25 protein-coding genes are annotated in these 24,821 nt (G+C 59.6%); 20 read left to right on the top strand and 5 right to left on the bottom strand.

All coding sequences use genetic code 11. The features are described 5' to 3' along the window. The first annotated feature begins 159 nt into the window (after window positions 1–159). The 4 genes from VD17_RS24745 to VD17_RS24760 all read left to right on the top strand — a co-directional run bounded on the left by VD17_RS24745 (window position 160) and on the right by VD17_RS24760 (window position 4,479). On the top strand, window positions 160–873 hold the full coding sequence (locus VD17_RS24745; RefSeq protein WP_008152295.1) for a GntR family transcriptional regulator: 714 nt from the start codon (window positions 160–162) through the stop codon (window positions 871–873). Further along, the gene (locus VD17_RS24750) at window positions 870–1,868 is read left to right on the top strand and encodes an ADP-ribosylglycohydrolase family protein (RefSeq protein WP_046056108.1); all 999 of its coding nucleotides are present in this window, start codon (window positions 870–872) and stop codon (window positions 1,866–1,868) included. The genes VD17_RS24745 and VD17_RS24750 overlap by 4 nt, the downstream gene beginning before the upstream one ends. A gap of 222 nt (window positions 1,869–2,090) precedes the next feature. Continuing rightward, the gene (locus VD17_RS24755; RefSeq protein ID WP_046056109.1) at window positions 2,091–3,557 is read left to right on the top strand and encodes a purine-cytosine permease family protein; all 1,467 of its coding nucleotides are present in this window, start codon (window positions 2,091–2,093) and stop codon (window positions 3,555–3,557) included. After that, the gene (locus VD17_RS24760) at window positions 3,550–4,479 is read left to right on the top strand and encodes a PfkB family carbohydrate kinase (RefSeq protein ID WP_046056123.1); all 930 of its coding nucleotides are present in this window, start codon (window positions 3,550–3,552) and stop codon (window positions 4,477–4,479) included. Before VD17_RS24755 ends, VD17_RS24760 begins: the two co-directional genes overlap by 8 nt. Window positions 4,480–4,638: 159 nt before the next feature. On the opposite strand, the gene VD17_RS24765 is transcribed toward VD17_RS24760, so the two are convergent. The 3 genes from VD17_RS24765 to VD17_RS24775 form a co-directional block, all read right to left on the bottom strand. Continuing rightward, on the bottom strand, window positions 4,639–4,893 hold the full coding sequence (locus VD17_RS24765) for a hypothetical protein (protein ID WP_046056110.1): 255 nt from the start codon (window positions 4,891–4,893) through the stop codon (window positions 4,639–4,641). Window positions 4,894–4,994: 101 nt separating this feature from the next. After that, window positions 4,995–6,200 carry an MFS transporter gene (locus VD17_RS24770; RefSeq protein WP_046056111.1) on the bottom strand — a complete coding sequence of 402 codons (1,206 nt, stop codon included), beginning with the start codon at window positions 6,198–6,200 and terminating at the stop codon, window positions 4,995–4,997. Window positions 6,201–6,312: 112 nt separating this feature from the next. Continuing rightward, window positions 6,313–6,966: an HD domain-containing protein gene (locus VD17_RS24775; protein WP_046056112.1), complete on the bottom strand. Its 654-nt coding sequence runs from the start codon at window positions 6,964–6,966 to the stop codon at window positions 6,313–6,315. 165 nt (window positions 6,967–7,131) lie between these two features. Here VD17_RS24775 and VD17_RS24780 point away from each other — a divergent pair, with 165 nt between their 5' ends. The 6 genes from VD17_RS24780 to VD17_RS24805 all read left to right on the top strand — a co-directional run bounded on the left by VD17_RS24780 (window position 7,132) and on the right by VD17_RS24805 (window position 12,992). Further along, the gene (locus VD17_RS24780; RefSeq protein ID WP_046056124.1) at window positions 7,132–7,611 is read left to right on the top strand and encodes a GNAT family N-acetyltransferase; all 480 of its coding nucleotides are present in this window, start codon (window positions 7,132–7,134) and stop codon (window positions 7,609–7,611) included. A 192-nt stretch (window positions 7,612–7,803) separates the two neighbouring features. Continuing rightward, on the top strand, window positions 7,804–8,796 hold the full coding sequence (locus tag VD17_RS24785) for a 2-dehydro-3-deoxygalactonokinase (protein ID WP_046056113.1): 993 nt from the start codon (window positions 7,804–7,806) through the stop codon (window positions 8,794–8,796). A gap of 19 nt (window positions 8,797–8,815) precedes the next feature. Beyond that, on the top strand, window positions 8,816–9,436 hold the full coding sequence (locus tag VD17_RS24790; RefSeq protein WP_046056114.1) for a 2-dehydro-3-deoxy-6-phosphogalactonate aldolase: 621 nt from the start codon (window positions 8,816–8,818) through the stop codon (window positions 9,434–9,436). A 46-nt stretch (window positions 9,437–9,482) separates the two neighbouring features. Next, window positions 9,483–10,631: a galactonate dehydratase gene (gene dgoD / locus VD17_RS24795; RefSeq protein ID WP_008152275.1), complete on the top strand. Its 1,149-nt coding sequence runs from the start codon at window positions 9,483–9,485 to the stop codon at window positions 10,629–10,631. A 186-nt stretch (window positions 10,632–10,817) separates the two neighbouring features. Further along, entirely contained in the window at window positions 10,818–12,128 is a 1,311-nt protein-coding gene (locus VD17_RS24800) for an MFS transporter (RefSeq protein WP_033056994.1), read from the top strand. A gap of 60 nt (window positions 12,129–12,188) precedes the next feature. Then, a complete protein-coding gene (locus VD17_RS24805) occupies window positions 12,189–12,992 on the top strand; it encodes an IclR family transcriptional regulator (RefSeq protein WP_008152270.1) in 804 nt (267 codons plus the stop codon). Here VD17_RS24805 and VD17_RS24810 read toward each other — a convergent pair whose 3' ends face one another. Beyond that, the gene (locus tag VD17_RS24810) at window positions 12,993–14,045 is read right to left on the bottom strand and encodes an NAD(P)-dependent alcohol dehydrogenase (protein ID WP_046056115.1); all 1,053 of its coding nucleotides are present in this window, start codon (window positions 14,043–14,045) and stop codon (window positions 12,993–12,995) included. It lies immediately after the preceding gene. Window positions 14,046–14,237: 192 nt separating this feature from the next. Here VD17_RS24810 and VD17_RS24815 point away from each other — a divergent pair, with 192 nt between their 5' ends. Continuing rightward, window positions 14,238–15,128 carry an AraC family transcriptional regulator gene (locus VD17_RS24815; protein ID WP_046056116.1) on the top strand — a complete coding sequence of 297 codons (891 nt, stop codon included), beginning with the start codon at window positions 14,238–14,240 and terminating at the stop codon, window positions 15,126–15,128. Between the two features lie 185 nt (window positions 15,129–15,313). On the opposite strand, the gene VD17_RS24820 is transcribed toward VD17_RS24815, so the two are convergent. Continuing rightward, the gene (locus VD17_RS24820) at window positions 15,314–16,978 is read right to left on the bottom strand and encodes an electron transfer flavoprotein-ubiquinone oxidoreductase (RefSeq protein ID WP_046056117.1); all 1,665 of its coding nucleotides are present in this window, start codon (window positions 16,976–16,978) and stop codon (window positions 15,314–15,316) included. 549 nt (window positions 16,979–17,527) lie between these two features. Here VD17_RS24820 and VD17_RS24825 point away from each other — a divergent pair. From VD17_RS24825 to VD17_RS24865, 9 genes are all read left to right on the top strand, one after another. Then, entirely contained in the window at window positions 17,528–18,277 is a 750-nt protein-coding gene (locus VD17_RS24825) for an electron transfer flavoprotein subunit beta/FixA family protein (protein WP_033057000.1), read from the top strand. Further along, window positions 18,278–19,207 carry an electron transfer flavoprotein subunit alpha/FixB family protein gene (locus VD17_RS24830; protein ID WP_046056118.1) on the top strand — a complete coding sequence of 310 codons (930 nt, stop codon included), beginning with the start codon at window positions 18,278–18,280 and terminating at the stop codon, window positions 19,205–19,207. An 80-nt stretch (window positions 19,208–19,287) separates the two neighbouring features. After that, a complete protein-coding gene (locus VD17_RS24835; protein ID WP_046056119.1) occupies window positions 19,288–20,124 on the top strand; it encodes a substrate-binding periplasmic protein in 837 nt (278 codons plus the stop codon). Window positions 20,125–20,133: 9 nt separating this feature from the next. After that, the gene (locus tag VD17_RS24840) at window positions 20,134–20,490 is read left to right on the top strand and encodes a DUF4398 domain-containing protein (protein WP_008147008.1); all 357 of its coding nucleotides are present in this window, start codon (window positions 20,134–20,136) and stop codon (window positions 20,488–20,490) included. Then, window positions 20,487–21,299: an OmpA family protein gene (locus VD17_RS24845; RefSeq protein WP_046056120.1), complete on the top strand. Its 813-nt coding sequence runs from the start codon at window positions 20,487–20,489 to the stop codon at window positions 21,297–21,299. Before VD17_RS24840 ends, VD17_RS24845 begins: the two co-directional genes overlap by 4 nt. A gap of 275 nt (window positions 21,300–21,574) precedes the next feature. Continuing rightward, a complete protein-coding gene (locus VD17_RS24850) occupies window positions 21,575–23,014 on the top strand; it encodes an aminotransferase-like domain-containing protein (RefSeq protein ID WP_028620632.1) in 1,440 nt (479 codons plus the stop codon). Between the two features lie 88 nt (window positions 23,015–23,102). Next, window positions 23,103–23,570, top strand: a complete 468-nt coding sequence (locus VD17_RS24855) for a hypothetical protein (protein WP_046056121.1) — start codon at window positions 23,103–23,105, stop codon at window positions 23,568–23,570. Window positions 23,571–23,733: 163 nt separating this feature from the next. Continuing rightward, window positions 23,734–23,988 carry a YkgJ family cysteine cluster protein gene (locus VD17_RS24860; protein WP_033055267.1) on the top strand — a complete coding sequence of 85 codons (255 nt, stop codon included), beginning with the start codon at window positions 23,734–23,736 and terminating at the stop codon, window positions 23,986–23,988. A 41-nt stretch (window positions 23,989–24,029) separates the two neighbouring features. Beyond that, on the top strand, window positions 24,030–24,635 hold the full coding sequence (locus VD17_RS24865; protein WP_046056122.1) for an START domain-containing protein: 606 nt from the start codon (window positions 24,030–24,032) through the stop codon (window positions 24,633–24,635). The last annotated feature ends 186 nt before the right edge of the window (window positions 24,636–24,821 follow it).

Below are 24,821 nucleotides of genomic sequence, written 5' to 3' on the forward strand. Positions count from 1 at the left end.
TTGTGTCGTGCACAAAATATGTGTCCGCCGCAAAACCCCTGTGGGAGCGAGCTTGCTCGCGATTGACCGCGTAGCGGTCGCTTCCCGAAGTAACTCCTTCTGTCACCTCCCTTAAATATTCCTTGCTTGCTGTAACCCGTTTCGGATATCAAGTTGTACATGATTAGACAGGTACGATTTGACAAGAAACAACGGGTGGTCGACGAACTCATCCGGCGCATCGAAAGCGGCCTCATGGAGGACGGCTTTCTGTTGCCGGGCGAGCATCAATTGGCTCAAGAATTCAAAGTCAGCCGAGGCACGCTGCGCGAAGCCCTGGCTGAGTTGAAACGGCGCAATTACATCGCGACACAAAGCGGGGTGGGTTCCATCGTCACCTTCGACGGCGTGGTGCTCGATCAGCGCAGCGGCTGGGCCCAGGCCCTGGCCGACAGCGGGGCGCTGATCAATACCGAAGTGCTGCGACTGGAGGCGGTCACCCGTCCTGACCTGTTGCCGCGTTTCGGCACCGACCAATTCATCACCCTCGACCGTCGCCGCCGTTCCAACGAAGGCAAGCTGGTCTCCCTTGAACGCTCATTGATGCCCGCCACCGGAGGCCTGGAAAGCCTGCCGCGGGTCGGCCTTATCGACAACTCCCTGACCATCACCCTGGCCGCCTACGGCTATATCGGCGAGCGCGGCGATCAATGGATCGGCGCCGAACCCTTGAACGCCGAAGACGCCGAACTGCTCGGCCGTCCGGAAGGCACGGTTTTCCTCAAGGCCTTGCGCACCACCTACGACCGGCAAAACCGATTCATGGAGCAGGTTGAAAGCCTGCTCGACCCGGTGCATTTTCGCCTGCACCTGCAATTTGGAGAGTCAAAGTGACTGCGCTCAATCGTGCATTGGGCGCGTTCTACGGACTGGCTCTGGGCGATGCGCTGGGCATGCCGACCCAATCCCTGAGCCGCGCCGAGATCAAGGTGCGCTTCGGCGAGATCACTGACCTGGAAGACGCAGGCCCCGATCAACCGATCGCCGCCAACATGCTCAAAGGCTCGATCACCGATGACACCGAGCAGGCGATTCTGGTCGGCCAATTGCTGGTTGAAGGCGAGGGCCGGATCGAACCGTCGCTGCTCGCCCAACGGTTGATCGAATGGGAGGCCGCGATGCAGGCCAAGGGCTCGCAAGACTTGCTCGGCCCTTCGACCAAACGTGCCATCGAAATGATCCTCGCCGGCCACTCGCCGGAAGAAGCGGGGCGCTACGGCACCACCAATGGCGCGGCGATGCGCATCACGCCGGTGGGGATCGCGGCGGATGTCGCCAACCCTGAGCGATTCATCAACGCTGTCGTGCAGGCTTGCCAGGTCACCCACAACACCACGCTGGGCATTTCCAGTGCGGCGGCGGTGGCGGCGGTGGTCTCGGCCGGTATCAACGGAATGGACCTGGGTGAGGCGTTGAACCTCGGCCAGCAAATCGCTCAGCAAGCTGAAAGCCACGGTTACTGGGTGGCTGGCGGACGCATCGCCTCGCGCATCAGTTGGGCGCGAACCATCAGTGTCGACAGCGACAAGGCGTTGCTGGCGGATTTGATGTACGACGTGATCGGCACTTCGGTGGCTTCACAGGAATCGGTGGTGGTCTCCTTTGCCCTGGCCCAGCAAGTGGCCATTGGTGAAATGAACGCGTTCGAAGCGCTGTGCATGGCCGCCAGCCTTGGCGGCGACACCGACACCATCGCGGCGATTCTCGGCGCCATGCTCGGGGCCTGCCTGGGCCTTGAATGTTGGCCGGCGGCGATGATCGACAAGGTCAAAGTCGTTAATGATCTGGAGTTGGAACCGTTGGTGCAGGGTCTACTGGCTTTGCGCTGACTGGACTGACCTCTTCGCGAGCAGGCTCGCTCCTACAGGGAAAGTGCAAGCCGCACGGTACACGCCGTACCTGTGGGAGTGAGCCTGCTCGCGATGGGCGCACCGCCGAATTGAATTGATAACCCCGCAATGGAACGCAGGAATACGGCCAGGACCGCCGGGATGTTATGTCGACTTCCGCAATTGCCCACAACCACAAAAATGGCAACAGGAGCATTTCACATGAGTTCATCAAACGCCGGGCCAAGCGCCGGGCAACTGGAAACCCGTGGCATCGAACCGGTGCCGGAAGCAGAGTGCAACGGCCATCCGTTGCAACTGTTCTGGGTCTGGTTCGCCGCCAACATCTCCATCCTCGGCCTGCCGCTGGGTGCGACCCTTGTAGCCTTTCGCGGCTTGGCGATCTGGCAGGCGATCATCGTCGCGATCCTGGGGGCTGCCGGTTCCTTCGCGGTGGTCGGGATCATCTCCATTGCCGGTCGCCGTGGTCGCGCCCCGAGCCTGACGTTGTCGCGAGCGATCTTCGGCGTACGCGGCAACATCGGCCCGACGCTGGTCTCGCTGATGTCTCGTCTGGGCTGGGAAACCGTCAACACCACCACCGCCGCGTTCGTCTTGTTGTCGCTGTGCTCGATCCTGTTCGGCTCGCCGGTGGAAGCCAAAAGCGCACCGGTGCTGACGTTGATCTTCATTGCGATTTTCGTGCTGCTGACCTTGTCGGTGTCGGGTCTTGGTCACGCCACCTTGCTGGTGATCCAGAAGTGGGCAACCTACGTGTTCGGCGCGCTGAATATTCTGGTCGGCGGTTTTCTCTGCGCCACCATCGACTGGAGCGCGGTGTTCAACGCCACGCCCGCACCGCTGAGCGCGATGATTATCGGCGTCGGCACCATGGCTGCCGGCACCGGGATCGGTTGGGCCAACGCCGGTGCCGACATGTCGCGCTACCAGCACCGCAGTGTCAAAGCCGCACGCCTGGTGGCGTCGGCAGCGTTCGGTGCGGGGATTCCGCTGGTGCTGCTGATCACCCTCGGCGGCCTGCTGTCGGTGGGCAACAACGATCTGGCCTCGGCCACCGACCCGATCATTGCCATCCGCGACATGCTGCCGACCTGGATGGCCGTGCCGTACCTGATCACCGCGTTCGGCGGGTTGCTGCTGTCGAACAACCTGTCGGTGTACTCCGCCGGTTTGACCACGCTGACCCTCGGCCTGAAGGTCAAACGCGTCTACGCGGTGGTGGTGGACATCGTCGCGATCTTCGCCGGTTCGATCTATTTCATGCTGATCGCCGACAGTTTCTACGGCCCGTTCATTACCTTCATTTCGCTGCTGGCCGTGCCGATCACCGCGTGGGTCGGGATCTTCGTCGTCGACCTGATCCATCGTCATTACTACAGCCCCAAAGACTTGCTGGACGTCAGCCCGAGCAGCGCTTACTGGTACAGCGGCGGTATCGAGTGGCGCGCCTTCGGTGCGTGGGCATTGGCGATCGTGCTGGGCTTCAGCTTCACCACCATCGGCACGACTGAACAAACTGTCTGGTTCCGCGGTTTCCTGTCCGACTCCTGGCTGGGCCATAACGGTCTCGGCTGGATCGTGACGTTCCTGGTGGCCGGCGGCATTTACTTTGTACTCGGCGGGGCCAAGGATCGCCGCGCCGCGTTGGTCGAGAATGCTCATGCCTAGATTGCTGCACACCGGCCAGGTCATGATCGACCTGGTCATGGCCGTGGATAAACTGCCGCATTCGGGCGGCGACGTGCTGGCGCAATCCGCCAGTTTCGAGGCTGGCGGCGGCTTCAATGTGATGGCTGCCGCCCAGCGCAATGGCTTGCCGGTGGTTTACCTCGGGCGCCACGGCACCGGGCGTTTTGGCGACCTGGCCCGCGAGGCAATGAACGCTGAAGGCATTCGGATCGGCATCACTCACCGTGCCGAACGGGATACGGGATTGTGCGTCGCGTTGACCGAAGCCTCGGCCGAGCGCAGTTTTATTTCCTATATCGGTGCCGAAGGTGAGCTCAATGCCGAGGATTTGGCCAGCGTGCCGGCCGAGGCGGGTGACTATGTCTACGTCAGCGGCTACAGCCTGCTGCATGGCGGCAAAGCCCGGGCACTGGTGGATTGGGTGCTGGATTTGCCGCGAGGAATCAACGTGGTTTTCGATCCGGGCCCGCTGGTGGATTCACCGGATGAGCCGTTGATGCAAGCCTTGCTGGCGCGTATCGATCTATGGACCAGCAACAGTGTCGAGGCATTGAAGTTTACCGGTGCGTCGGACATTGCCGAGGCCTTGAACCGGTTGGCCGATCATCTGCCGGCCGAGGTGTTGATGGTGGTGCGTGACGGCCCGCAAGGGTGCTGGATCAGCCAAGGTGGAGACCGCCAGCATGTGCCGGGTTTCAAGGTTGAGGCGGTGGACAGCAATGGCGCGGGGGACGCGCATGCCGGGGTGTTTGTGGCCGGGTTGGCGCAAGGGTTGGTCCCGGTTGACGCGGCGCGACGGGCTAATGCGGCTGCGGCGTTGGCGGTCACTCGGTGGGGGCCGGCGACATCGCCGGGGACTGCAGAAGTGGATGCGTTAATCCGTAAGACTTTCGGTGTCTGATCTGGCGCCTTCGCGAGCAGGCTCGCTCCTACACTGAATCTGTGAACGACACAAATCCCCTGTAGGAGCGAGCCTGCTCGCGAAGGGGTCATAAGATTCAACATCAATCCTGACCTTACCTGGTCGCAGCCGCGCACGACTGCGACCTGATTCATCTTGTTAAACTTCCAGCTTGCGCGCCGCTTCAACCCCAGCGGCACTGAGTTTGATCGGCAGGTTCAACGAGTGCTCGCCGGCCTCGTTGCAGATCACATGACCCTGCTGGATCAATCCGCGATCCTGCAGCGTGGCGAGGGTGCTGGCCACGACTCTCTCCCCGCGGTAATTGTCCAGGACCTCTTTGCCCAAACCGCTTGGATGGGCATGCAGCAGACGGGTCAGGACTTCTTGCTCAAGGTTTTTATCGGCGTTCATGGTTACCTCTTCATGGTGTGGATAGGTCCATTTAATTAGAGTCCTTATCTGATATTGGTCAGCCCACGATTTGGATTGGTGCCTGATGAACGACGAACGGTCTAGGCCTGCTGCAACGTTTTGCTGGTAACGGCCCGACGCCAGATCAGACGACCGACGCTGATCAGCCAATTCAATACAGCAACCCCTAACACCGTGAGCAACAGCGTCGCCATTCCCTGTTCCACGATGATTTTCCCGGCCAGCAACGGAAAGCCAAACACGCCGATAAAGTAGGACAGGCTGAACAGCAGCAGGGATTGCGCGGTGGTGCCGTTCGGTGCCTCGTTGGCCGCCAGGCCGTTGATCACCGAATAGGTCAGCCCGTAACCGACCCCGAGCATCACCGCCGCCAGCACGTAGCTGAAGCCGTCGTTGACCACAAAAGCGAACATCAGGATCGAGCCCATCATCACGCCTGACAACAGGCAGGAGGCCCGGAACGGGTCGCGCTTGACCACGAAACCGGCGATCAGCATTCGGCTGCTGATCGCTGCGCTCATGAAGCCGAGGAAGAACAGTGAATAGTCGAGTGAACGCGCCGCCGCGTAACTGGTTTGAAAACTCGACAGACCGCCGAAAACGCAACCACCGAGGCCGACCATGATGATCGGGAACACCGCTCTGGACGACAGCACTTGCACCGCTGCACGCCAGGAAATTCGTGACATCGCTGCCGAGTGCGCCGGCGCTTTTTTCAGCTGCGAATCCAATCGCCAGAACAGCAACACGCCGATCAGGCTGGCCAGCGCCGCGAGGTAAAACGCCGCGGTGATCGGATACCCGAGCGCACTGGCAGCGCGACCTAACAAGGGACCGCTGCCGATCCCGGTCATCATGCTGCCCGACAACAGCGCAAAGTATTTTGCCCGTTGGGCAGGTGTTACCAGGCTCGCCACGATGATCGGGCCGAGGGTGTAGAACACGCCCCAACCCAGCCCCAGCAATAACCCGAAAAACAACAGCAGATTGCCGAAGCCTGGCGCCAAGGCGAAGCCCAGGCTGGCGGCCACCAGCAGAATGCCGAACAGTGCAATAGAGCGCGCCGCGCCGAGCAAATCGGACAAGTGCCCGGAAACAATAACGGCGGCAAACGTACTGAGCATCGCCGCCGAAATCACACTGCCGGCATCGTGCTCGTTGCCGCCGCGGGAACCTATCAACAACGACAGCAAAAAGGTCGAGCCATAGGACAGCGACAGCAAATAGCTGGCCAGGCAAAACAGGCCGAACAACCTGCTTGAGACTTGGGGTGGTGCACTAGGCATGACGCGGTTCCTTGACCCGATAGAAGAGAGCTTCATCTATCTATCACGCAAGGCGCTGATGTCAGGTATGAGGTTACCGATTTCAGGGTTAGCGCTGGCCGGAGTAAAGCCTTCAGCAGGCGCCGATTTCTTCCTTGAACAACGCCATGAAGCCCTTCAACCGTTCGTGGCGAGTCTGCGCCAGACGCTGGCCGGTGGTCGTCTGAAATCCATCCGCCAGGTGCAGCAGCTTGGTCTGGAAATGGTCGAGGCAAAAACGTTTGTCATCGTATTCCCGGTCCTTCGCCTCGGGATCCTGTGGGTCGTACAAAGCGCTGCCCATACGTCCGGCGATGTAAAAGGTCCGCGCCACGCCGAGCATGCCGAGGGAGTCGAGGCGGTCGGCGTCCTGCATGATTTTCGCTTCGAGCGTGGTCGGCGCGATGTTGGCGGAAAAACTGTGCGCTTCGATGGCATGGGCAACCGCGCTGACTTTTACATCTGGCCAGGCCAGTTCCGTCAACAATTTCGATGCCTTCTCGGCGGCCAGCCGCGAGGCCTGAGAACGCAGCGGCGAGTTCTTCTCTACCGCCACGCAATCATGCAAAAGCACTGATGCGAGCAACACCTCAAGATCACCACCTTCTTCAGCGTGGAGTATTCGCACGTTGTGCCAGACCCGCTGCAAGTGCGACAGATCGTGAGCGCCATCTTCCGACGGCTCCAGCGCGTGGGGCAGCAGTTGCGCAGCGAGAAGTTGCAGTGGCGCGAAAGCATCAGTGGTCATAAACATCCTGTTAAGTGAAAACGTCTTTTGCAGTGACATAGCCTTGTAGCAGCTGGCGAAGCCTGCTGCGACACATGCTCCATGGATCAGCTTTGCATTTCCAGTGTGACGAGCGCCGTGCGCCGACTTAGTATGGCGTTTTCCACTTTTGACGAAGGCACGTCCATGACGATCGAGATCCGCCCGGCGACCCCGAGCGATGCACCGCAAATCCTCGGGTTCATCACCGAACTGGCCGACTACGAACGTGCCCGCCACGAAGTCATCGCCAGCGTCGCCGACATCGAGCGCAGCCTGTTCAGCGAAGGCGCCACCGCCCACGGCCTGATCTGTTTGCGCGACGGCTTGCCGATCGGTTTCGCGGTGTTCTTCTTCAGTTATTCCACGTGGCTTGGCAGCAACTGCCTGTACCTCGAAGACCTCTACATCACCCCCGAGCAACGTGGCGGCGGGGCGGGTAAAACCTTGCTGCGCCACCTGGCGAAAATCGCCTGCGCCAATGATTGCGGTCGATTTGAGTGGAGCGTGCTGGAGTGGAATAAACCGGCGATCGAGTTCTACAAGTCGTTGGGCGCGCAGCCGCAGGAAGAGTGGGTTCGGTATCGGATGGACGGGGCGGTTTTGCGGGAGTTTGCCGAGGGCTAGATCGCAACCGGCGTCTATTAAAGATCGCAGCCTTCGGCAGCTCCTACACCTATCCGTAGGAGCTGCCGTAGGCTGCGATCTTTTTTTTATCTTGTCTCAATATATGGGATCATTATTTATATATTGAGATTTTTATGCGTCCGGGTTTATAGTCCAGCTCACTCACTGCCAATAAACAAAACAGGTGAAGCGATGCTGGCGCAATTGATCGCGCTCGATTGGGGGACAACCTCATTACGTGCTTACAAACTCACCACGGGTGGCCAGGTCCTCGAACAGCGTTCGCTGTCGTCGGGGATCATGCAGCTGCCCGGTACGCCGCGAATGATTGCGGGTCAGGAATGTACCGACGGTTTTGAACTGGCCTTCGATGAGGCCTGCGGTGACTGGCTCGACGCGCAGCCCGATTTGCCGGTGATTGCTTGCGGCATGGTCGGCAGCGCACAAGGCTGGCGTGAAGCGGCCTACTGCGATACGCCTGCAAACGTTGCCAATCTCGGAACCTCCCTACAAACGGTTCGCAGTCTTCGCGGTGTCGATGTGCACATCGTGCCGGGTGTGATTCAGCGCTCGCGGTTGCCGAACGTGATGCGCGGCGAAGAAACCCAAGTGCTCGGCGTGCTGCAGAATCTTCCGGCCGAGGCGGGTGGTGATCTGTTGATCGGCCTGCCGGGCAGTCATTCGAAATGGGTGGAAGTGGCCGACGGCTGCATCGTGCAGTTCGATACCTTCATGACCGGCGAAGTTTTTGCCGTGCTCAGCGAACACAGCATTCTGGGGCGCACCCAGCAAAAGGGCGCGTCCTTCGATGGCCAAGCCTTTGATCGTGGTGTGCAGGTGGCCCTGTCGGCGGATGGCGAGATTGGCCCGTTGTCGACATTGTTCAGTGCCCGCAGCCTCGGGTTGACGGGCGAACTCAGCGCCACCGCCCAACCGGATTACTTGTCCGGTCTGTTGATCGGCCATGAACTGTCAGCGTTGGCGAGTGTTCAGCGCCGCCGACGCAACAGCGTTCATCTGCCTTCGATCGTCCTCATCGGCAATGCCCAACTCTGTGCCCGCTACAGCCGGGCGCTCGACGCCTGCGGTTTTGCCCGGGTGACCCTGGCCGAACAAGCCACCGAGCGCGGCTTGTGGCAGTTGGCGGTTGCCGCCGGACTGATCACACCCAACCCATCCCGTTAAACCTGACTGGAGGTCTGACATGCTCAAGCAAGCATTGGCGCAAAACGGTCTGATCGCGATTTTGCGTGGCCTGCGCCCGCAAGAAGCGGCAGCCATCGGCGAAGTCCTTTATGCCGCCGGATTTCGCGTCATCGAAGTGCCGCTTAATTCCCCTGAGCCGTACGAAAGTATCCGCATCCTGCGCAGTACCTTGCCCGCTGATTGCCTGATCGGTGCCGGCACGGTGTTGACGCCGGAGCAGGTCGAGCAAGTGAAAGCGGCGGGCGGTCAGGTGATCGTCATGCCTCACAGCGATCCCAAGGTGTTGCGCGCAGCGAAAGCGGCGGGGCTGTTCCTGTCGCCGGGTGTGGCCACACCGACTGAAGCCTTTGCCGCATTGGCCGAAGGGGCGGACGTATTGAAGATGTTCCCGGCCGAGCAGATGGGCCCGGCAGTCGTCAAAGCCTGGCTCGCAGTGCTGCCTGCGGGAACGATTCTGGCACCGGTCGGCGGGATCACGCCGGACAACATGCAGGTGTTTATCGATGCGGGCGTCAAAGGCTTCGGCCTCGGTTCCGGGTTGTTCAAGCCGGGCATGACGCCAGATGAAGTGGCGCTTAACGCCAAGGCCTACGTGGCTGCCTGGAAAGCCCTTCGCTAAGACTTTTTGGCGCTGCGAGCGCTACATCTATAAGAGAGACAAAAAGATGAAAATCACCAAACTGACCACCTTCATCGTTCCGCCGCGCTGGTGCTTCCTCAAGGTCGAAACCGACGAGGGCGTGACGGGTTGGGGCGAACCCGTGGTCGAGGGCCGCGCTCACACAGTGGCGGCTGCCGTTGAAGAATTGTCCGACTACCTGATCGGCAAAGACCCACGCAACATTGAAGACATCTGGACCGTGCTTTACCGCGGCGGCTTCTACCGGGGCGGCGCGATCCACATGAGCGCGTTGGCCGGTATCGATCAGGCGTTGTGGGACATCAAAGGCAAAGCCCTGGGTGTGTCGGTCAGCGATCTGCTCGGTGGGCAGGTGCGGGACAAGATTCGTGTGTATTCGTGGATCGGCGGCGACCGGCCGGCGGACACCGCTCGCGCTGCGAAAGAGGCCGTTGAGCGTGGTTTCACTGCGGTGAAAATGAACGGCACCGAAGAACTGCAATTCCTCGATTCCTTCGAGAAAGTCGACCTGGCCCTGGCCAACGTCGCCGCCGTGCGCGATGCGGTGGGCCCGAACGTCGGCATCGGCGTGGACTTCCATGGTCGGGTGCACAAGCCCATGGCCAAGGTGCTGATGAAGGAACTCGACCCGTACAAACTGATGTTCATCGAAGAGCCGGTGCTCAGCGAAAACTACGAAGCGCTGAAGGAATTGGCGCCGCTGACCAGCACCCCGATTGCCCTCGGTGAGCGGCTGTTCTCGCGCTGGGATTTCAAGCGTGTGCTCAGCGAAGGCTACGTCGACATCATCCAGCCGGACGCGTCTCACGCCGGCGGTATCACCGAAACCCGCAAGATCGCCAACATGGCTGAGGCCTACGATGTGGCGCTGGCGCTGCATTGTCCGCTGGGCCCGATTGCACTGGCGGCGTGTTTGCAGCTGGATGCGGTTTGTTACAACGCGTTCATCCAGGAGCAGAGCCTGGGCATTCATTACAACGAGAGCAACGACCTGCTGGATTACGTCAAGGATCCGCGGGTGTTCGACTACGACAAAGGCTTCGTAAAAATCCCGAATGGTCCGGGCCTGGGGATCGAGATCAACGAGGAATATGTGATCGAACGTGCGGCCGTCGGCCACCGCTGGCGCAACCCGATCTGGCGCCATGCCGATGGCAGTTTTGCCGAGTGGTGAGTGCCCCCTGACCCACCACCATCCCCTGTAGGAGCGAGCCTGCTCGCGATGGTGTGTGTCAGTCGACATCAATGCTGAATGACACACCGCTATCGTCGGAACGCCGCCCGGAGCAGGCTCACTCCTACAAGGGGCATGCGCAAGCCTTTACATCGACCTCAATAAACATAAGAAGAGGCATCCCTCATGCAACCGCAAACCCTCGCAGGGCAGGCGTCGTTGGTGACGCCCAGTCGCAAGCGTTTTTTCATCATGGTGCTGCTGTTTATCACCGTGGTGATCAATTACCTGGACCGCAGCAACCTGTCCATCGCCGCCCCGGCACTCACCAGCGAACTGGGCATCGACCCGATCCATGTCGGGCTGATTTTCTCCGCATTCGGCTGGACCTACGCCGCCATGCAAATCCCCGGCGGCTGGCTGGTGGATCGCGTTCCGCCGCGCATCCTTTACAGCGTCGCGCTGCTGCTATGGTCGATCGCCACCGTCATGCTCGGTTTCGCCGCCAGCTTCATCGCACTGTTCGTATTGCGCATGGCAGTCGGTGCGCTGGAAGCCCCCGCGTATCCGATCAACAGCCGTGTGGTCACCACCTGGTTCCCCGAGCGCGAGCGCGCTACCGCCATCGGTTTCTACACCTCCGGGCAGTTCGTCGGTCTGGCGTTCCTGACGCCGGTATTGGCTTGGCTGCAGCACCAATATGGTTGGCACATGGTGTTTGTCAGCACCGGTGCGGTGGGCATTCTCTGGGCGGTCATCTGGTACGCGGTGTATCGCGAACCAAGGGATTTCAAAGGCGCCAATGACGCCGAAATCGACCTGATCCGCGAGGGCGGTGGGTTGGTGGATATCCAGGCTGAACAAGCCAAAGTGAAAGCCAAATTCAGTTGGACCGATCTCGGTATCGTGCTGACCAAGCGCAAGTTGTGGGGCATCTACCTCGGCCAGTTCTGCCTCAACTCGACGTTGTGGTTTTTTCTGACGTGGTTCCCGACCTACCTGGTGAAATATCGCGGCATGGACTTCATCAAGTCCGGCCTGTTGGCGTCGCTGCCGTTTCTCGCTGCCTTCGTCGGTGTGCTCTGTTCCGGGTTCTTTTCCGACTGGCTGATCCGTCGCGGCTACACCGTGGGTTTCGCCCGCAAGTTGCCGATCATTGGCGGTCTGCTGATTTCCACTTCGATCATCGGCGCCAACTTCGTCGAGTCGACACCGCTGGTGATTGCCTTCCTCGCGTTGGCGTTCTTCGGTAACGGGCTGGCTTCAATCACCTGGTCGCTGGTTTCAACGTTGGCCCCGGCGCGATTGCTCGGGTTGACCGGTGGGGTGTTCAACTTCATCGGCAACCTGTCGGCGATTACCACGCCGATCGTCATCGGTTTCCTCGCTACCGGTGATTCGTTCGCCCCGGCGATCACCTATATCTCGGTTCTGGCGTTGATTGGCGCGCTTTCCTACATCTTGCTGGTCGGCAAAGTCGAGCGTATCAAGTTGTAGTTGCGGCATGCGGGCGACCATAATGCCGCCCGTTCACTCGCTCAACGGTAAAGGCTGGATATGCAGGAAGACGCCCCAAAAATCGCCAAGGACGCCGCACCGACCGGCACCCAGACACTGCTTCGTGGTTTGGGTGTGGTTCAGGCCGTGGCCAGTGGTGCCCGCGATCTCAAGGAGATCGCCCGGCTGATCGGCACCACGCGCAGCACCACCCATCGTCTGGCCAGTTGCCTGGTGGACGAGCGTTATCTGCGCGTGGTGCCGCAAGTCGGTTATCTGTTGGGGCCGAAGTTGATCGAGCTGGGCTTCCAGGCGCGTGAAGAATTGCCGCTGGTCACATTGGCCGGGCCGTATCTGGATGAGTTGTCGGCGTTGACCGGCGACACCATTCACCTGGCGATTCGCGAAGGCGACGAAGTGCTGTACCTGCACAAGAATCCGGGGCGCAATGGCCCGGAAATGCGTTCGCGGGTTGGCCATCGCATGCCGTTGGCGCGCACCGGGATCGGCAAGGCGCTGATGCTCGATGACACGCAGGAAGAATGGCAGCGGCTGTACGAAGTCAGCTTGCCGGCGGGTGGGAAAAATCAGTTCTGGCCGCAACACCCGGAGCAGTCCTGGGAGCAGTTTCAGCAGCGCATGGTCGAGTATGTGGCAGGCGGTTATGCCTTCGATCTGGAAGACAACGAACCGTCGATCCGTTGTGTAGCGGCTCCGATCCGCGATGCCAGCAAGCGCATCGTTGCCGGCATCAGCATCGCCAGCACCGTGCCGTATATGCCGCTGGAGAAAATGGCCGAGCTGATTCCCCTGATCAAAGGGGTCACGGCCCGGTTGTCTGCGGAGCTTGGCGCGAAGGTCTGATTAGACTTTCAGCGTCGCCATATCGATGACGAAGCGGTACTTCACATCACCGGCAATCATGCGGGCGTAAGCCTCGTTGATCTGGCGGATGTCGAGCATTTCGATGTCGCAGGTGATGTTGTGGTCGGCGCAGAAATCCAGCACTTCCTGGGTTTCGGCGATGCCGCCGATCAGCGAGCCGGCCAGCACACGACGGCCCAATACCAGTTTGGCGGCGTGGATCGGTGGATCGACCGGTTCGATCAAGCCCACCAGAATATGCACGCCGTCGAAACGTAGCGTATCGAGGTAGGGATTGAGGTCGTGCTGCACCGGAATGGTGTCCAGCAGGAAGTCGAAATGTCCTGCCGCAGCCTTCATCTGTTCGGCATCGGTGGACACGATCACGTGGTCCGCCCCCTGGCGACGACCTTCTTCAGCCTTGCTCGCCGAGCGAGTGAACAGCGTCACTTCCGCGCCCATTGCCTTGGCGAACTTGATGCCCATGTGGCCGAGGCCGCCCATGCCGAGAATCCCGACCTTGTCGCCCGCCTTCACGCCGTAGTGCTTGAGCGGCGAGTAGGTGGTGATGCCGGCACACAGGATCGGCGCGGCGCTGGCCGGGTCGAGTTTTTCCGGGATGCGCACCACGAAATGTTCGCTGACCACGATGCTGTCGGAATAGCCGCCCATGGTGTTGGTGCCATCGACTCGGTCCGGGGTGGCGTAAGTCATGGTCGGGCCTTCGAGGCAGTATTGCTCGAGGTTCGATTGGCAGGCTTCGCAGCTGCGGCAGGAATCGACCATACAGCCGACGCCCACCAGATCGCCGATTTTGTGCTTGGTGACATTCGCACCGACGGCGGTAACTTTGCCTACGATTTCGTGGCCGGGCATCAGCGGGTAAACGGCAATGCCCCATTCGTTGCGTGCCTGATGGATGTCGGAATGGCAGACGCCGCAGTAGAGAATATCGATCGCAACGTCGTCAGCACGAGGGCTGCGGCGCTCGAATTTCACGGGGGCGAGGGGAGTGGTGGCCGACTGGGCGGCGTATCCGATGGCGGTGTACATGATGAACCTCGCAAAAGCTGTGACGGGTGAGGTGGCGCATTTTGGGCGTCGCACCGGCCACCGGCCATGGCGATTCCTCCGGGTGTCATGCCTAATCCTCCGGCTTGTTTCCTTGATTGATCAAATGGGCGATCAGACCTGCGATGATGCTTTCATCCCTTTTTTCGTAACTTTTTCTGTGAAGAGCGCCCCATGTTGTTAACCCGTCATCTCGATGCTAATGCCACGTTGGTTTCGCTGATTGAACCACTGGCGATCCGCGACGGTTTCGTACCGACGGCGTTGCCGGGTGTGCAGGTTTTGCGGGCCAGTTGTGATGTGGCTCGCGGCCCGCAGATTTACGAGCCGAGTCTGGTCATCATCGCCCAGGGCAGCAAACTGGCGTATCTGGGGCCGCGTACGCTGGAATACGGCGCCGGGCATTATTTGATTCAGGCACTGCCGGTGCCGTTCGAATGCGAGACGTTTTCAGCACCCGATGGCCCTATGCTGGGCGTTTCCATTGCCATTGACCGGGTGTTGCTCGGTGAGTTGGTCTTGGCCATGGGGCTGGCGCCGGGGCGCAGTATTGCGGCGCAAACGCCAGCGTCCATGACCTCGGCGGTGCTCGACGATGCGATGCGTGGTTGTGTTGAACGGCTGCTGCGTTGCCTGCACGATCCGCTGGAATGCCAGGTGATGGGGCAGGCGCGATTGCGCGAATTGTTGTTCGTCGCCTTGCGCGGGCCGCAAGCCGATGTGCTGCGGGCGCTGGTCGAGCAACAGGGGCAATTCGCCCGGATCGCGGCGTCGCTCAGCCATCTGCATGCGCATTACACCGAGCCGCTGAACGTCGAAACCCTGGCCAGTTGCGCAAACATGAGTGCGTCGACGTTTCACGAGCATTTCAAACGCAGCACCTTGTTGTCGCCGGTGCAGTATTTGAAGCGTTTGCGTTTGCTCAGGGCCCAGCAGTTATTGCTGGGCGAGGGATTGGGCGTGGCGCAGGTGGCGCATCGGGTCGGGTATCAAAGTACGTCGCAGTTCAGTCGCGAGTACAAGCGCTACTTCGAGCGTAATCCCGGTGACGAACGCGCAGCCTGAGTTGGCAATGAGCCCCCTGTAGGAGTGAGCCTGCTCGCGATTGCGGTAGGTCAGTCGACATCTATTCTGGATGACACACCGCAATCGCGAGCAGGCTCACTCCTACAGGGGGATTGTGGTGTGGCTTAAATGGTGGGCAACAAAAAGGCCCCCATTAAGGGAGCCTTGATGTTCAGCCGTTCGACTTACATGTTCGGATAAGTCGGGCCGCCAGAGCCTTCCGGCGCCACCCAGGTGATGTTCTGTGCAGGGTCCTTGATGTCGCAGGTCTTGCAGTGAACGCAGTTCTGGGCGTTGATCTGGAAGCGCTTCTCGCCGTCTTCCTTGGTCACCACTTCGTACACGCCGGCCGGGCAGTAACGCTGGGCAGGCTCATCGTAGAGCGGCAGGTTCTTGGCGATCGGGATGCTCGCGTCGGCCAGTTTCAGGTGGCACGGCTGTTCTTCTTCATGGTTGGTACCGGAGATGAACACAGAGCTGAGTTTGTCGAAGCTGATCTTGCCGTCCGGTTTCGGGTAGTCGATCTTCTTGCAATCGGCCGCAAGCTTGAGGCAAGCGTAATCCGGCTTGGTGTCGTGCAAGGTGAACGGCAGTTTGCCGCCGAAGATGTTCTGGTCGAGCCAGTTGAAACCGCCGCCGACGATGGCACCGAACTTGTGGATCGCCGGGCCGAAGTTGCGGCTGGCGAACAGTTCGTCGTAGAGCCAGCTCTTCTTGAACGCGTCGACGTAAGTGGTTAGCTCTTCTGTGCCGTCTTTCTCGGCGAACAGCGCCTCGGCCACGGATTCAGCGGCGAGCATGCCGGACTTCATGGCGGTGTGGCTGCCTTTGATCTTGGCGAAGTTCAGGGTGCCGAGGTCGCAACCGATCAACGCGCCGCCCTTGAAGACCATTTTCGGCAGCGAGTTCAGGCCACCTTTGCAGATGGCGCGAGCGCCGTAGCTGATGCGCTTGCCGCCTTCCAGGTACTGCTTGAGCACCGGGTGATGCTTGAGGCGCTGGAACTCGTCGAACGGCGACAGGTAAGTGTTGCTGTAGGACAGGTCGACGATCAGACCAACTACAACCTGGTTGTTTTCCAGGTGATAGAGGAACGAGCCACCGGTGTTCTCGGTGCCCATGATGTCCAGCGGCCAGCCGGCGGTGTGGACCACCAGGCCGGGTTGATGCTTGGCCGGGTCGATTTCCCAGATTTCTTTCAGGCCGATGCCGTAGTGCTGGGCGTCGGCATCGCTGTCGAGGTTGAAGCGCTTGATCAGTTGCTTGCCGATGTGGCCACGGCAACCTTCGGCGAACAGCGTGTATTTGCCACGCAGTTCCATGCCCGGGGTGTACAGGCCTTCTTTCGGATGGCCTTCGCGGTCAACGCCCAGATCGCCGGTGATGATCCCGCGAACCACGCCGTTCTCGTCGAACAGCGCTTCCTGAGCGGCGAAGCCTGGGTAGATTTCCACGCCCAGGTTTTCGGCCTGCTGAGCCAGCCAGCGGCACAGGTTGCCCAGGGAGATGATGTAGTTGCCTTCGTTGTGCATGGTCTTGGGCACAAAGAGGTCGGGAATCTTCTGCGCGCTGTCGGCGTTCTTGAGAACGAAGATGTCATCGCGGGTGACTGGCGTGTTCAGCGGCGCGCCGAGTTCTTTCCAGTCCGGGAACAATTCGTTCAGGGCGCGTGGTTCGAACACGGCACCGGACAGGATGTGAGCACCGACTTCGGAGCCTTTTTCGACCACGCAGACGCTGATTTCCTTACCGGCTTCGGCGGCCTTCTGCTTCAATCGGCAGGCGGCGGAAAGACCAGCGGGGCCGGCACCGACGATGACCACGTCGAATTCCATGTATTCGCGTTCCACAGGTTATCTCCTACTCAAGGCTCAACAGTTTTTTTTCTAATTGGAGGTTTGGTGTCGCATCCATGAATTCCTGCGCAATGCAGGAAGAGGACAATCGATGAGCCACCTTTCTCTCTAAGGTGGCGCATTATATCTACACCACTCCTAGCGTCCAATACAAACGTTTGTTTGAATCGGCTCAAAGCCAGAGAAATCAAAGTCACGCGGCTTATGACTGGCCATTTTGCCGTATTGACCGGAATAGGCGTTGCGGTCAAGATACGGTCGGTTTTGCGCTCGCCGTAGGCTGACTGTTGGTATCAAGAGCACCTCTAAAGACAGGGCGATGGCAGTACAAGGTGATGCGCAGCGCAGGTTCTGGCGCGCAGTTTACACGCCGCGATAATGAATGACTCGTCAGTCACCACTGACGAACGGTCATCTTCATCGTGAGCGCTTGTCACTTGACACCTTTGCCAGCGTTTTTAGAGGTGCCCTTGCGCCGATGAGCATCAAACCGCCAGGTTCGCCTAGGCGACTTTCTTTTCACCGGAGAGTAACGAGGAATCCATGAAGGTTCTTGTAGCTGTCAAACGCGTTGTGGATTACAACGTCAAGGTTCGCGTCAAGGCGGACAATTCCGGCGTCGATCTCGCCAACGTCAAGATGTCGATGAACCCGTTCTGCGAAATCGCAGTGGAAGAAGCCGTACGCCTGAAAGAGAAAGGTGTTGCGACTGAAATCGTCGTCGTCTCCATCGGCCCGTCCACCGCTCAAGAGCAACTGCGCACCGCGCTGGCTCTGGGTGCCGACCGCGCCATCCTCGTCGAATCCGCTGAAGACCTGACTTCGCTGGCCGTTGCCAAGCTGCTCAAGGCTGTTGTTGACAAGGAACAGCCTCAGCTGGTGATCCTTGGCAAACAAGCCATCGACAGCGACAACAACCAGACGGGCCAGATGCTCGCGGCATTGAGCGGCTACGGTCAGGGCACGTTCGCGTCCAAAGTCGACATCAGCGGCGACAGCGTTGCCGTGACTCGCGAAGTCGACGGCGGCGCGCAGACGGTTTCCCTGAAACTGCCGGCCATCGTCACCACCGACCTGCGTTTGAACGAGCCGCGCTACGCGTCGCTGCCAAACATCATGAAAGCCAAGAAGAAGCCTCTCGAAGTGCTGACTCCGGACGCTTTGGGCGTTTCCACCGCCTCCACCAACAAGACCGTGAAAGTCGAAGCGCCAGCTGCACGCAGCGCGGGTATCAAGGTCAAGTCGGTGGCTGAACTGGTCGAGAAACTGAAAAACGAAGCGAAGGTAATCTAAATGACTATCTTGGTTATTGCTGAACACGACAACAAAGTGCTGGCCCCGGCCACGCTGAACACCGTGGCTGCCGCCGTCAAAATCGGTGGTGACATCCACGTTCTGGTTGCAGGTCAGGGCGCTGGCGCCGTGGCTGAAGCCGCTGCAAAAATCGCAGGCGTGGCTAAAGTGCTGGTGGCCGACAACGCCGCCTACACTCACCAACTGCCGGAAAACGTTGCTCCTCTGGTTGCCGAGTTGGGCAAGGGCTACAGCCACATCCTGGCTGCCGCCACTTCCAACGGCAAAAACATCCTGCCGCGCGTTGCCGCTCAGCTGGACGTTGACCAGATCTCCGAGATCATCTCGGTCGAAAGCGCTGACACGTTCAAGCGCCCGATCTACGCCGGTAACGCCATCGCCACCGTTCAATCGAACGCTGCGGTCAAAGTGATCACCGTGCGTGCTACCGGTTTCGACCCGGTGGCGGCTGAAGGTGGTTCGGCGGCTGTTGAAGCCGTTGCCGCTGCTCACGATGCGGGTACTTCCAGCTTCGTCGGTGAAGAACTGGCCAAGTCCGATCGTCCGGAACTGACCGCTGCCAAGATCGTCGTTTCCGGCGGCCGCGGCATGCAGAACGGCGACAACTTCAAACACCTGTACGCCCTGGCCGACAAGCTGGGTGCTGCTGTCGGTGCTTCCCGCGCCGCGGTCGACGCAGGTTTCGTGCCCAACGACATGCAGGTCGGTCAGACCGGCAAGATCGTTGCTCCACAGCTGTACATCGCCGTCGGTATCTCCGGCGCGATCCAGCACCTGGCCGGCATGAAAGACTCCAAGGTGATCGTCGCGATCAACAAGGACGAAGAAGCGCCGATCTTCCAGGTGGCCGATTACGGCCTGGTGGCAGACCTGTTCGAAGCAATCCCTGAGTTCGAGAAGCTGGTCTAATCCAGCGGCCTGACTTATAAAGAGCCCGACCTTTTGGTCGGGCTTTTTTTTGTTCTGGATTTGAGTGGGAGAGTGTTGCCATGGATCTGCGCCGCGTTTACGGCTGGTCATTGCTGCTGGGGCTGACGGTGTTGCCGGCGCTGTCCGTCGCCGCGGGCAAGTGCGAACGCCTGGTGGTGACCGGCAGCCCGGACGCGCCGCCGTACCTGTGGCAAGATCCGCAAAACCCCAAGCACCTGATCGGCGCCAGTGCAGATTTGTTGCAGCAGGTGGCGGGGGAGCTGGGGATCAAGGTCGAACTGCTTTACGCCGGCAAACGCTCTCAGGCCCTGGACGAAGTGCGCAGTGGGCGAATGGACATGCTGGCGGATGCGTCATTGACGGTCAGTGAACTGGAATCCCTGGATTACATTCATCCGCCGTTACTGGAAAACGATTACCTGGTCTGGACCCGAAAAGACTCGACGCTGGTCTACAACGAAGCGCAGGACCTTCACGGCCATCCCGGCGCATTGTCGGAAAAGTCTCGTATGACCCCTACATTTGGCGTGTTCGCCGAGCAGCAATTGACCCTCGCCCGTACGCCTAACCTGACCCAGGCCTTTCAGAAATTGCTGTTGGGCGAGGTGGAATTTGTCCTTGCCGGGCGCTACTCGGGCATGGCGGCCGCGCAGACACTGAACCTGGCCAATGACCTGATCGCCCGTCCCCAACCGATCGACAAACCCGGCCTGTTCCTCGCGGTTTCCCACAACTCCGCCTGCAACGATCCGTGGTTGCGCGGACAGCTGGCCAAAAAGATGACAGAATTGCCCGCGTCCGGACTGACGGAGGCCGTGCTGCAACGCAATATCGAGCGCTGGAAGGCGCAGCTCTCACAACCGCAGCAACAACCTGTCAGTACCCCAAAACAGTAGGGATTTTTAGTGAGTATTCGACCTCTTTTCGCTGCCCTGGCCGTTCTGGCTCTGGCGGGTTGTGCAGCCGATCCGGCGCCGAATGAACAAATGCGCCTGACCGAGCAGGCACTCGAGCAGGCCAAGGCCGTGGGTGCCACTGCCGCCGACGTGCCGGAAATGAAACTGGCCGAAGACAAGTTCAACCGCGCCAAGGGCAGCATGAACGACCAATCCTTCAAGAACGCGCGCATGCGGGCCGAGCAGGCCGAGCTGGACGCGCGTCTGGCCGAAGCCCGGGTTCTGACCCTCAAGAGCGAGGAGCAGTTGAACGTACTTAATACCCGCATCACTCGCCTGCGCAAGCAACTGGGGGATGCCCAATGAGCCTCAAGACCAAATCCCTGGGCGGTTTGATCCTGGCAGGCTGCGCCAGTCTCTATGGTTGTGCCGGTCAGCACAGCGAGGCCGCGTTGCAGCAGGCCAGTACTGACTTCCAGAAGGTCAAGGAAGATTCCAGCGTGCTGCGAATCGCGCCCAAGGACGTGATTCGCGCTGGTGAGTCGCTGGCCCGCGCCGATCGTCTGTCCAGCTACTGGGGCAGTGGAACGGACGTGCTGCATTACGCTTACCTGAGTGAGCGCTATAGCGAAATCGCGCGCGAACACACCAATCAGGTGCTCAACGAAGAACGTGCGGCGAAGCTCGAACTGGAGCGTCAGCGCCTGCAACTGGCCCTGCGCGAATCCAAACTGCTCAGCGTGCAGCAGCAGGGCAAGTGGCTCGAAGAACAGATTGTCGCGTTGGCGACCACCCAGACCGACCGTGGACTGGTGATGACCTTGGGCGATGTGCTGTTCGACACGGGCGAAGCGGAGTTGAAAAACTCGGCGAACCGCGTGGTGTTGAAGATCGTGCAGTTCCTGCAGCTCAACCCCAAGCGCGTAGTGCGCATCGAAGGTTATGCCGACAGTACTGGCGGCAAGCAGGAAAACCTCAAGCTGTCCCGTGACCGTGCGCAATCGGTGGCGGACGTGTTGATGGATTTGGGCATCGACGACAAACGTATTCAGGTCGAAGGCTACGGTGATGAATATCCGGTCGACGTGAACGCCTCCGAACGGGGACGTGCACAGAACCGTCGGGTGGAAATTGTGTTCTCTGACGAAAAAGGCCAGCTCGGCGCTGCCCGGTAGGAGCTGGCGTAGCCTGCGATCTTTTGATCTTGCTCTTGATACTCAAGGGGCTTGGAAAGATCGCAGCCTCGTTTCACTCGACAGCTCCTACAACCCGGCCTGCCCGCCAGCGCCGGGTTTTTTTACGCCTGCTGATCAACTCACCAAACAGTACAGTTTTTGCTGACACTGCGCTGTACGGTCGACTATTGTGGCAACTGTCCCCGTACACTTCTAAACTGTTCCGGTATTGTTTCACACAAGAATAAAATGCCCGTGAAATCGAGTGCTGCGTCATGACCAATCTCTTGCTCTACCAACGTATTGCTCAACAACTGGCCGAAGACATCCGCCGTGGCGTCTATCAACCGGGGGAGCGCGTGCCTTCGGTGCGCAAGATGAGCTCGCAGCTCAACGTCAGCCATGCGACGGTGTTGCAGGCTTACGCCAACCTCGAGGATCAGGGGCTGATCCGCGCGCGGCCGCAGTCGGGTTACTACGTGCACCAGACCCCGGCCCTGACCGCGCCGACACCGGACATCGCCCGGGTCGAGCGTCCTGGTCTGGTCACTCGCAGCAGCATCATCCAACAAGTCCTGGTCGAATCCCGCCGCGAGGGTGTGTTTCCCTTGGGCGCGGCGGTACCGAGCGTTGATTATCTGCCGGTGCGGGCGCTGCATCAGCAACTGGCCAAAGTCACCCGCTTCCATAGCCCGCGGGCGTTCAGCTACATGTTCAGCCCGGGTTTCGAACCGTTGCGCCGACAAGTGGCGATCCGCATGCGCGATGCCGGCGTGGTGGTTGATCCGTCCGAAGTGGTGATCACCCACGGTTGCGTCGATGCGTTGCAGATGTCACTGCGCGTGCTGACCCGGCCGGGCGACCTGATCGCCGCCGAGTCACCGACTTATTATGGTTTGCTGCAACTGGCTGACCTGCTGGGCCTCAAGGTCATTGAGATCCCGAGCGATCCGGCCACCGGTATGAGCCTTGAAGCCCTGCAGCTGGCGGCCAACCAATGGTCGATCAAGGCGCTGGTGCTGACCACTCGTCTGAGCAATCCATTGGGCGGCACCATGCCCGAAGAACGGCAAAAGCAACTGCTGCGCCTGGCCTCGGATTTCGATATCCAGATTGTCGAAGACGATATTTACGGCGAACTGATGTTCGAGCAGGGTCGCACCAAATCACTTAAAGCCTATGATCGGCTGGATCGGGTGATCTATTGCTCAAGCTTCTCCAAAACCTTGTCGCCGGGCGTGCGGATAGGCTGGATGATCGCTGGCAAGTACCAGCAGGAAATCCAGCGTTTGCAGACCTTCAGCACCCATTCGGCCTGCAGCGTCACGCAAATGGGCATCGCGGCCTATCTGGAGAACGGTGGTTACGACCGACATTTACGTTACATCCGTCAGGAGTACCGCAAGAACCTCAGCGCTTTCCAGCTGGCGGTGCAGCAATACTTCCCGGAGGGCACGCAGATGACCCGGCCGACCGGCGGCTTCATTCTGTGGGTCAGCCTGCCGGGGCGGGTCAACACCCAGGAGCTGCACGTTCGTGCGTTGCAGCAGGGTATCAGCATCGCGCCGGGGCTGATTTTCAGTAACACCGAGCAGTTCAATCACTGCATTCGGTTGAACTGCGGCACACCCTGGAACCGTGAAGCCGAGCGCGCGTTGATGACCCTGGGCATGCTCGCCACCCAGCTCTGTCAGGAGATGGCCGGCGGCTTTTGAGGGGGCGGGCAGGTTATTCCTGCCCGCGCTTGTCATGTCGCGTGCAACAGGCGAGCATATGGCTCCTGCCGTTTGTACCGTTGGGTCCATGAAGCCGATTTTTCCCGCTGTCTGGCTATCGATCTGCCTGCTGATGACCTTCCAGGCCGAAGGTGTATTGGCGGCTTCCGTTCAAGAAAAACCGGCAGCCAGCGCTACCGCGAAAAAACCGGCACCGGTCAAGAAAACCGCGCCGGTCAAAAACAAAGTGGCCACGGTGAAAAAGCGACCGCCGATTGCCTCCAAGTCCAAATCCGCCAGTGAGATCGTGAAAACCAAGCTCCCTTCGGCCGACCTGGATTTGAGCCTGCCCCAAGACATGGCGGAGGAGCTGAAACCGCTCGGTACGGTAGCGTTGCCACGGCACGATGCACTATTGCCGCAAATGTTTGGTGAGAAGGCGGGTCCGTTTCAGCTCAACGGGAGGCTGATCAGCAACGAAATGAAGTTGCAACTGCGCAACGAAGAGCGCCGTGAAGTCGAAGGCGCAGCCCTGGAATTCGAGTTCAAACGATAATTTCTTCCCGTCCGTGACCCGCTGGCCAGACGCTTTGTCGGAGACTGGTCAGTCACGCTCGTTTAAGTGTAAAAACCCGGGCCCAGACAATTTTAAACAAGCGTTTTAGCGGTTACTCTGTGCCACGTCCTTTAACACATCACCCGTCGAGGAGCTCGTCGTCATGAAATGCCGTGAAGGCTGTGGCGCCTGTTGCATTGCCCCTTCCATCAGCTCACCGATTCCCGGCATGCCCAATGGCAAGCCCGCCGGAGAACGTTGCGTACAACTCTCTGTCGATAACCTGTGCGGCATATTCGGCAAACCGGAGCGTCCTGCAGTGTGTTCGGCGTTCGAAGCCGACATCGAAGTCTGTGGTAACAGCAGTGACGAAGCGATCAAATTGCTGGGTTGGTGGGAGCAAATGACGGCGGCGTAATGTGTTCAACGAACGGATCTTCAACAATAAGGAATAAGATTATGGGTTCGCTGCATCGTATGGCTGTGTTGTGTGGTTTGACGGTAATGTTCGCCACCACGGCTGCTCAGGCCGAAGACTGGAAAGTCGCCAAGGAACAGGACGGCATCAAAATCTCCTTGAGCGAGGTGGCCGGCTCCGATTACAAGGCCTACCGTGGTGTCACGCTGATGAAGACCACTGTGGCCAAACTGCGCGCATTGCAGGAAGACGTGGCAGGGGCCTGTGCCTGGATTCACGAATGCAAGACCCAGAAATTGCTCAAACACGAAGGTGATCAGAGCTGGACCTACACTCAGTTCAATACTCCTTGGCCGGTTACCGAGCGTGATTCGGTGTTGCATGTGACCACCATCGAAGGGGCTGATGGCAGCCTGACCCGCAAACTTGAAGGCGTACCGAAGTACCTTCCCGAAGAAAAAGGTTTCGTCCGGGTTACCAAGGTCGACGGTTTCTGGAAGTTCGTGCCCAAGGGCGATCAGATTGAAGTGACTTATCAGGTGCACACTGAGCCGGGCGGTAGCATACCGTCGATGGTGGCCAACAAGTTTGTGGTCGATGCGCCGTTCAATACCTTGAAAGCCCTGAAAGAACGGGCCGAGAAGTAATTGTTCTTTTTGATAAAACGCCCTGACTTGTTTGGGGCGTTTTGCTATTTGGCAGGGCGGTTTATTTGATTGGGGGCATATCCGTTTCTTCGGTTATGGCTGGTTACGGTTTCGCTTTTACAGCGAGTCACTTTGGAAAAGAACCCCAAAGTAACCAAAGGGTTCTTGCCCCTTTCGTTCGGTGCC

The organism is Pseudomonas fluorescens (assembly GCF_000968015.1).
GTDB lineage: Bacteria > Pseudomonadota > Gammaproteobacteria > Pseudomonadales > Pseudomonadaceae > Aquipseudomonas > Aquipseudomonas fluorescens_W.

What these genes read in the sequence shown, in the direction of transcription:
- VD17_RS24825 (WP_033057000.1), top strand. Translation starts at nt 17,528, where the DNA reads ATGAAGGTTCTTGTAGCTGTCAAACGCGTTGTGGATTACAACGTCAAG.
- VD17_RS24800 (WP_033056994.1), top strand. Translation starts at nt 10,818, where the DNA reads ATGCAACCGCAAACCCTCGCAGGGCAGGCGTCGTTGGTGACGCCCAGT.
- VD17_RS24855 (WP_046056121.1), top strand. Translation starts at nt 23,103, where the DNA reads ATGAAGCCGATTTTTCCCGCTGTCTGGCTATCGATCTGCCTGCTGATG.
- VD17_RS24830 (WP_046056118.1), top strand. Translation starts at nt 18,278, where the DNA reads ATGACTATCTTGGTTATTGCTGAACACGACAACAAAGTGCTGGCCCCG.
- VD17_RS24745 (WP_008152295.1), top strand. Translation starts at nt 160, where the DNA reads ATGATTAGACAGGTACGATTTGACAAGAAACAACGGGTGGTCGACGAA.
- VD17_RS24765 (WP_046056110.1), bottom strand. Translation starts at nt 4,893, where the DNA reads ATGAACGCCGATAAAAACCTTGAGCAAGAAGTCCTGACCCGTCTGCTG.
- VD17_RS24835 (WP_046056119.1), top strand. Translation starts at nt 19,288, where the DNA reads ATGGATCTGCGCCGCGTTTACGGCTGGTCATTGCTGCTGGGGCTGACG.
- VD17_RS24845 (WP_046056120.1), top strand. Translation starts at nt 20,487, where the DNA reads ATGAGCCTCAAGACCAAATCCCTGGGCGGTTTGATCCTGGCAGGCTGC.
- VD17_RS24785 (WP_046056113.1), top strand. Translation starts at nt 7,804, where the DNA reads ATGCTGGCGCAATTGATCGCGCTCGATTGGGGGACAACCTCATTACGT.
- VD17_RS24850 (WP_028620632.1), top strand. Translation starts at nt 21,575, where the DNA reads ATGACCAATCTCTTGCTCTACCAACGTATTGCTCAACAACTGGCCGAA.
- VD17_RS24790 (WP_046056114.1), top strand. Translation starts at nt 8,816, where the DNA reads ATGCTCAAGCAAGCATTGGCGCAAAACGGTCTGATCGCGATTTTGCGT.
- VD17_RS24860 (WP_033055267.1), top strand. Translation starts at nt 23,734, where the DNA reads ATGAAATGCCGTGAAGGCTGTGGCGCCTGTTGCATTGCCCCTTCCATC.
- VD17_RS24775 (WP_046056112.1), bottom strand. Translation starts at nt 6,966, where the DNA reads ATGACCACTGATGCTTTCGCGCCACTGCAACTTCTCGCTGCGCAACTG.
- VD17_RS24805 (WP_008152270.1), top strand. Translation starts at nt 12,189, where the DNA reads ATGCAGGAAGACGCCCCAAAAATCGCCAAGGACGCCGCACCGACCGGC.
- VD17_RS24815 (WP_046056116.1), top strand. Translation starts at nt 14,238, where the DNA reads ATGTTGTTAACCCGTCATCTCGATGCTAATGCCACGTTGGTTTCGCTG.
- VD17_RS24780 (WP_046056124.1), top strand. Translation starts at nt 7,132, where the DNA reads ATGACGATCGAGATCCGCCCGGCGACCCCGAGCGATGCACCGCAAATC.
- VD17_RS24770 (WP_046056111.1), bottom strand. Translation starts at nt 6,200, where the DNA reads ATGCCTAGTGCACCACCCCAAGTCTCAAGCAGGTTGTTCGGCCTGTTT.
- dgoD (WP_008152275.1), top strand. Translation starts at nt 9,483, where the DNA reads ATGAAAATCACCAAACTGACCACCTTCATCGTTCCGCCGCGCTGGTGC.
- VD17_RS24755 (WP_046056109.1), top strand. Translation starts at nt 2,091, where the DNA reads ATGAGTTCATCAAACGCCGGGCCAAGCGCCGGGCAACTGGAAACCCGT.
- VD17_RS24760 (WP_046056123.1), top strand. Translation starts at nt 3,550, where the DNA reads ATGCCTAGATTGCTGCACACCGGCCAGGTCATGATCGACCTGGTCATG.
- VD17_RS24865 (WP_046056122.1), top strand. Translation starts at nt 24,030, where the DNA reads ATGGGTTCGCTGCATCGTATGGCTGTGTTGTGTGGTTTGACGGTAATG.
- VD17_RS24810 (WP_046056115.1), bottom strand. Translation starts at nt 14,045, where the DNA reads ATGTACACCGCCATCGGATACGCCGCCCAGTCGGCCACCACTCCCCTC.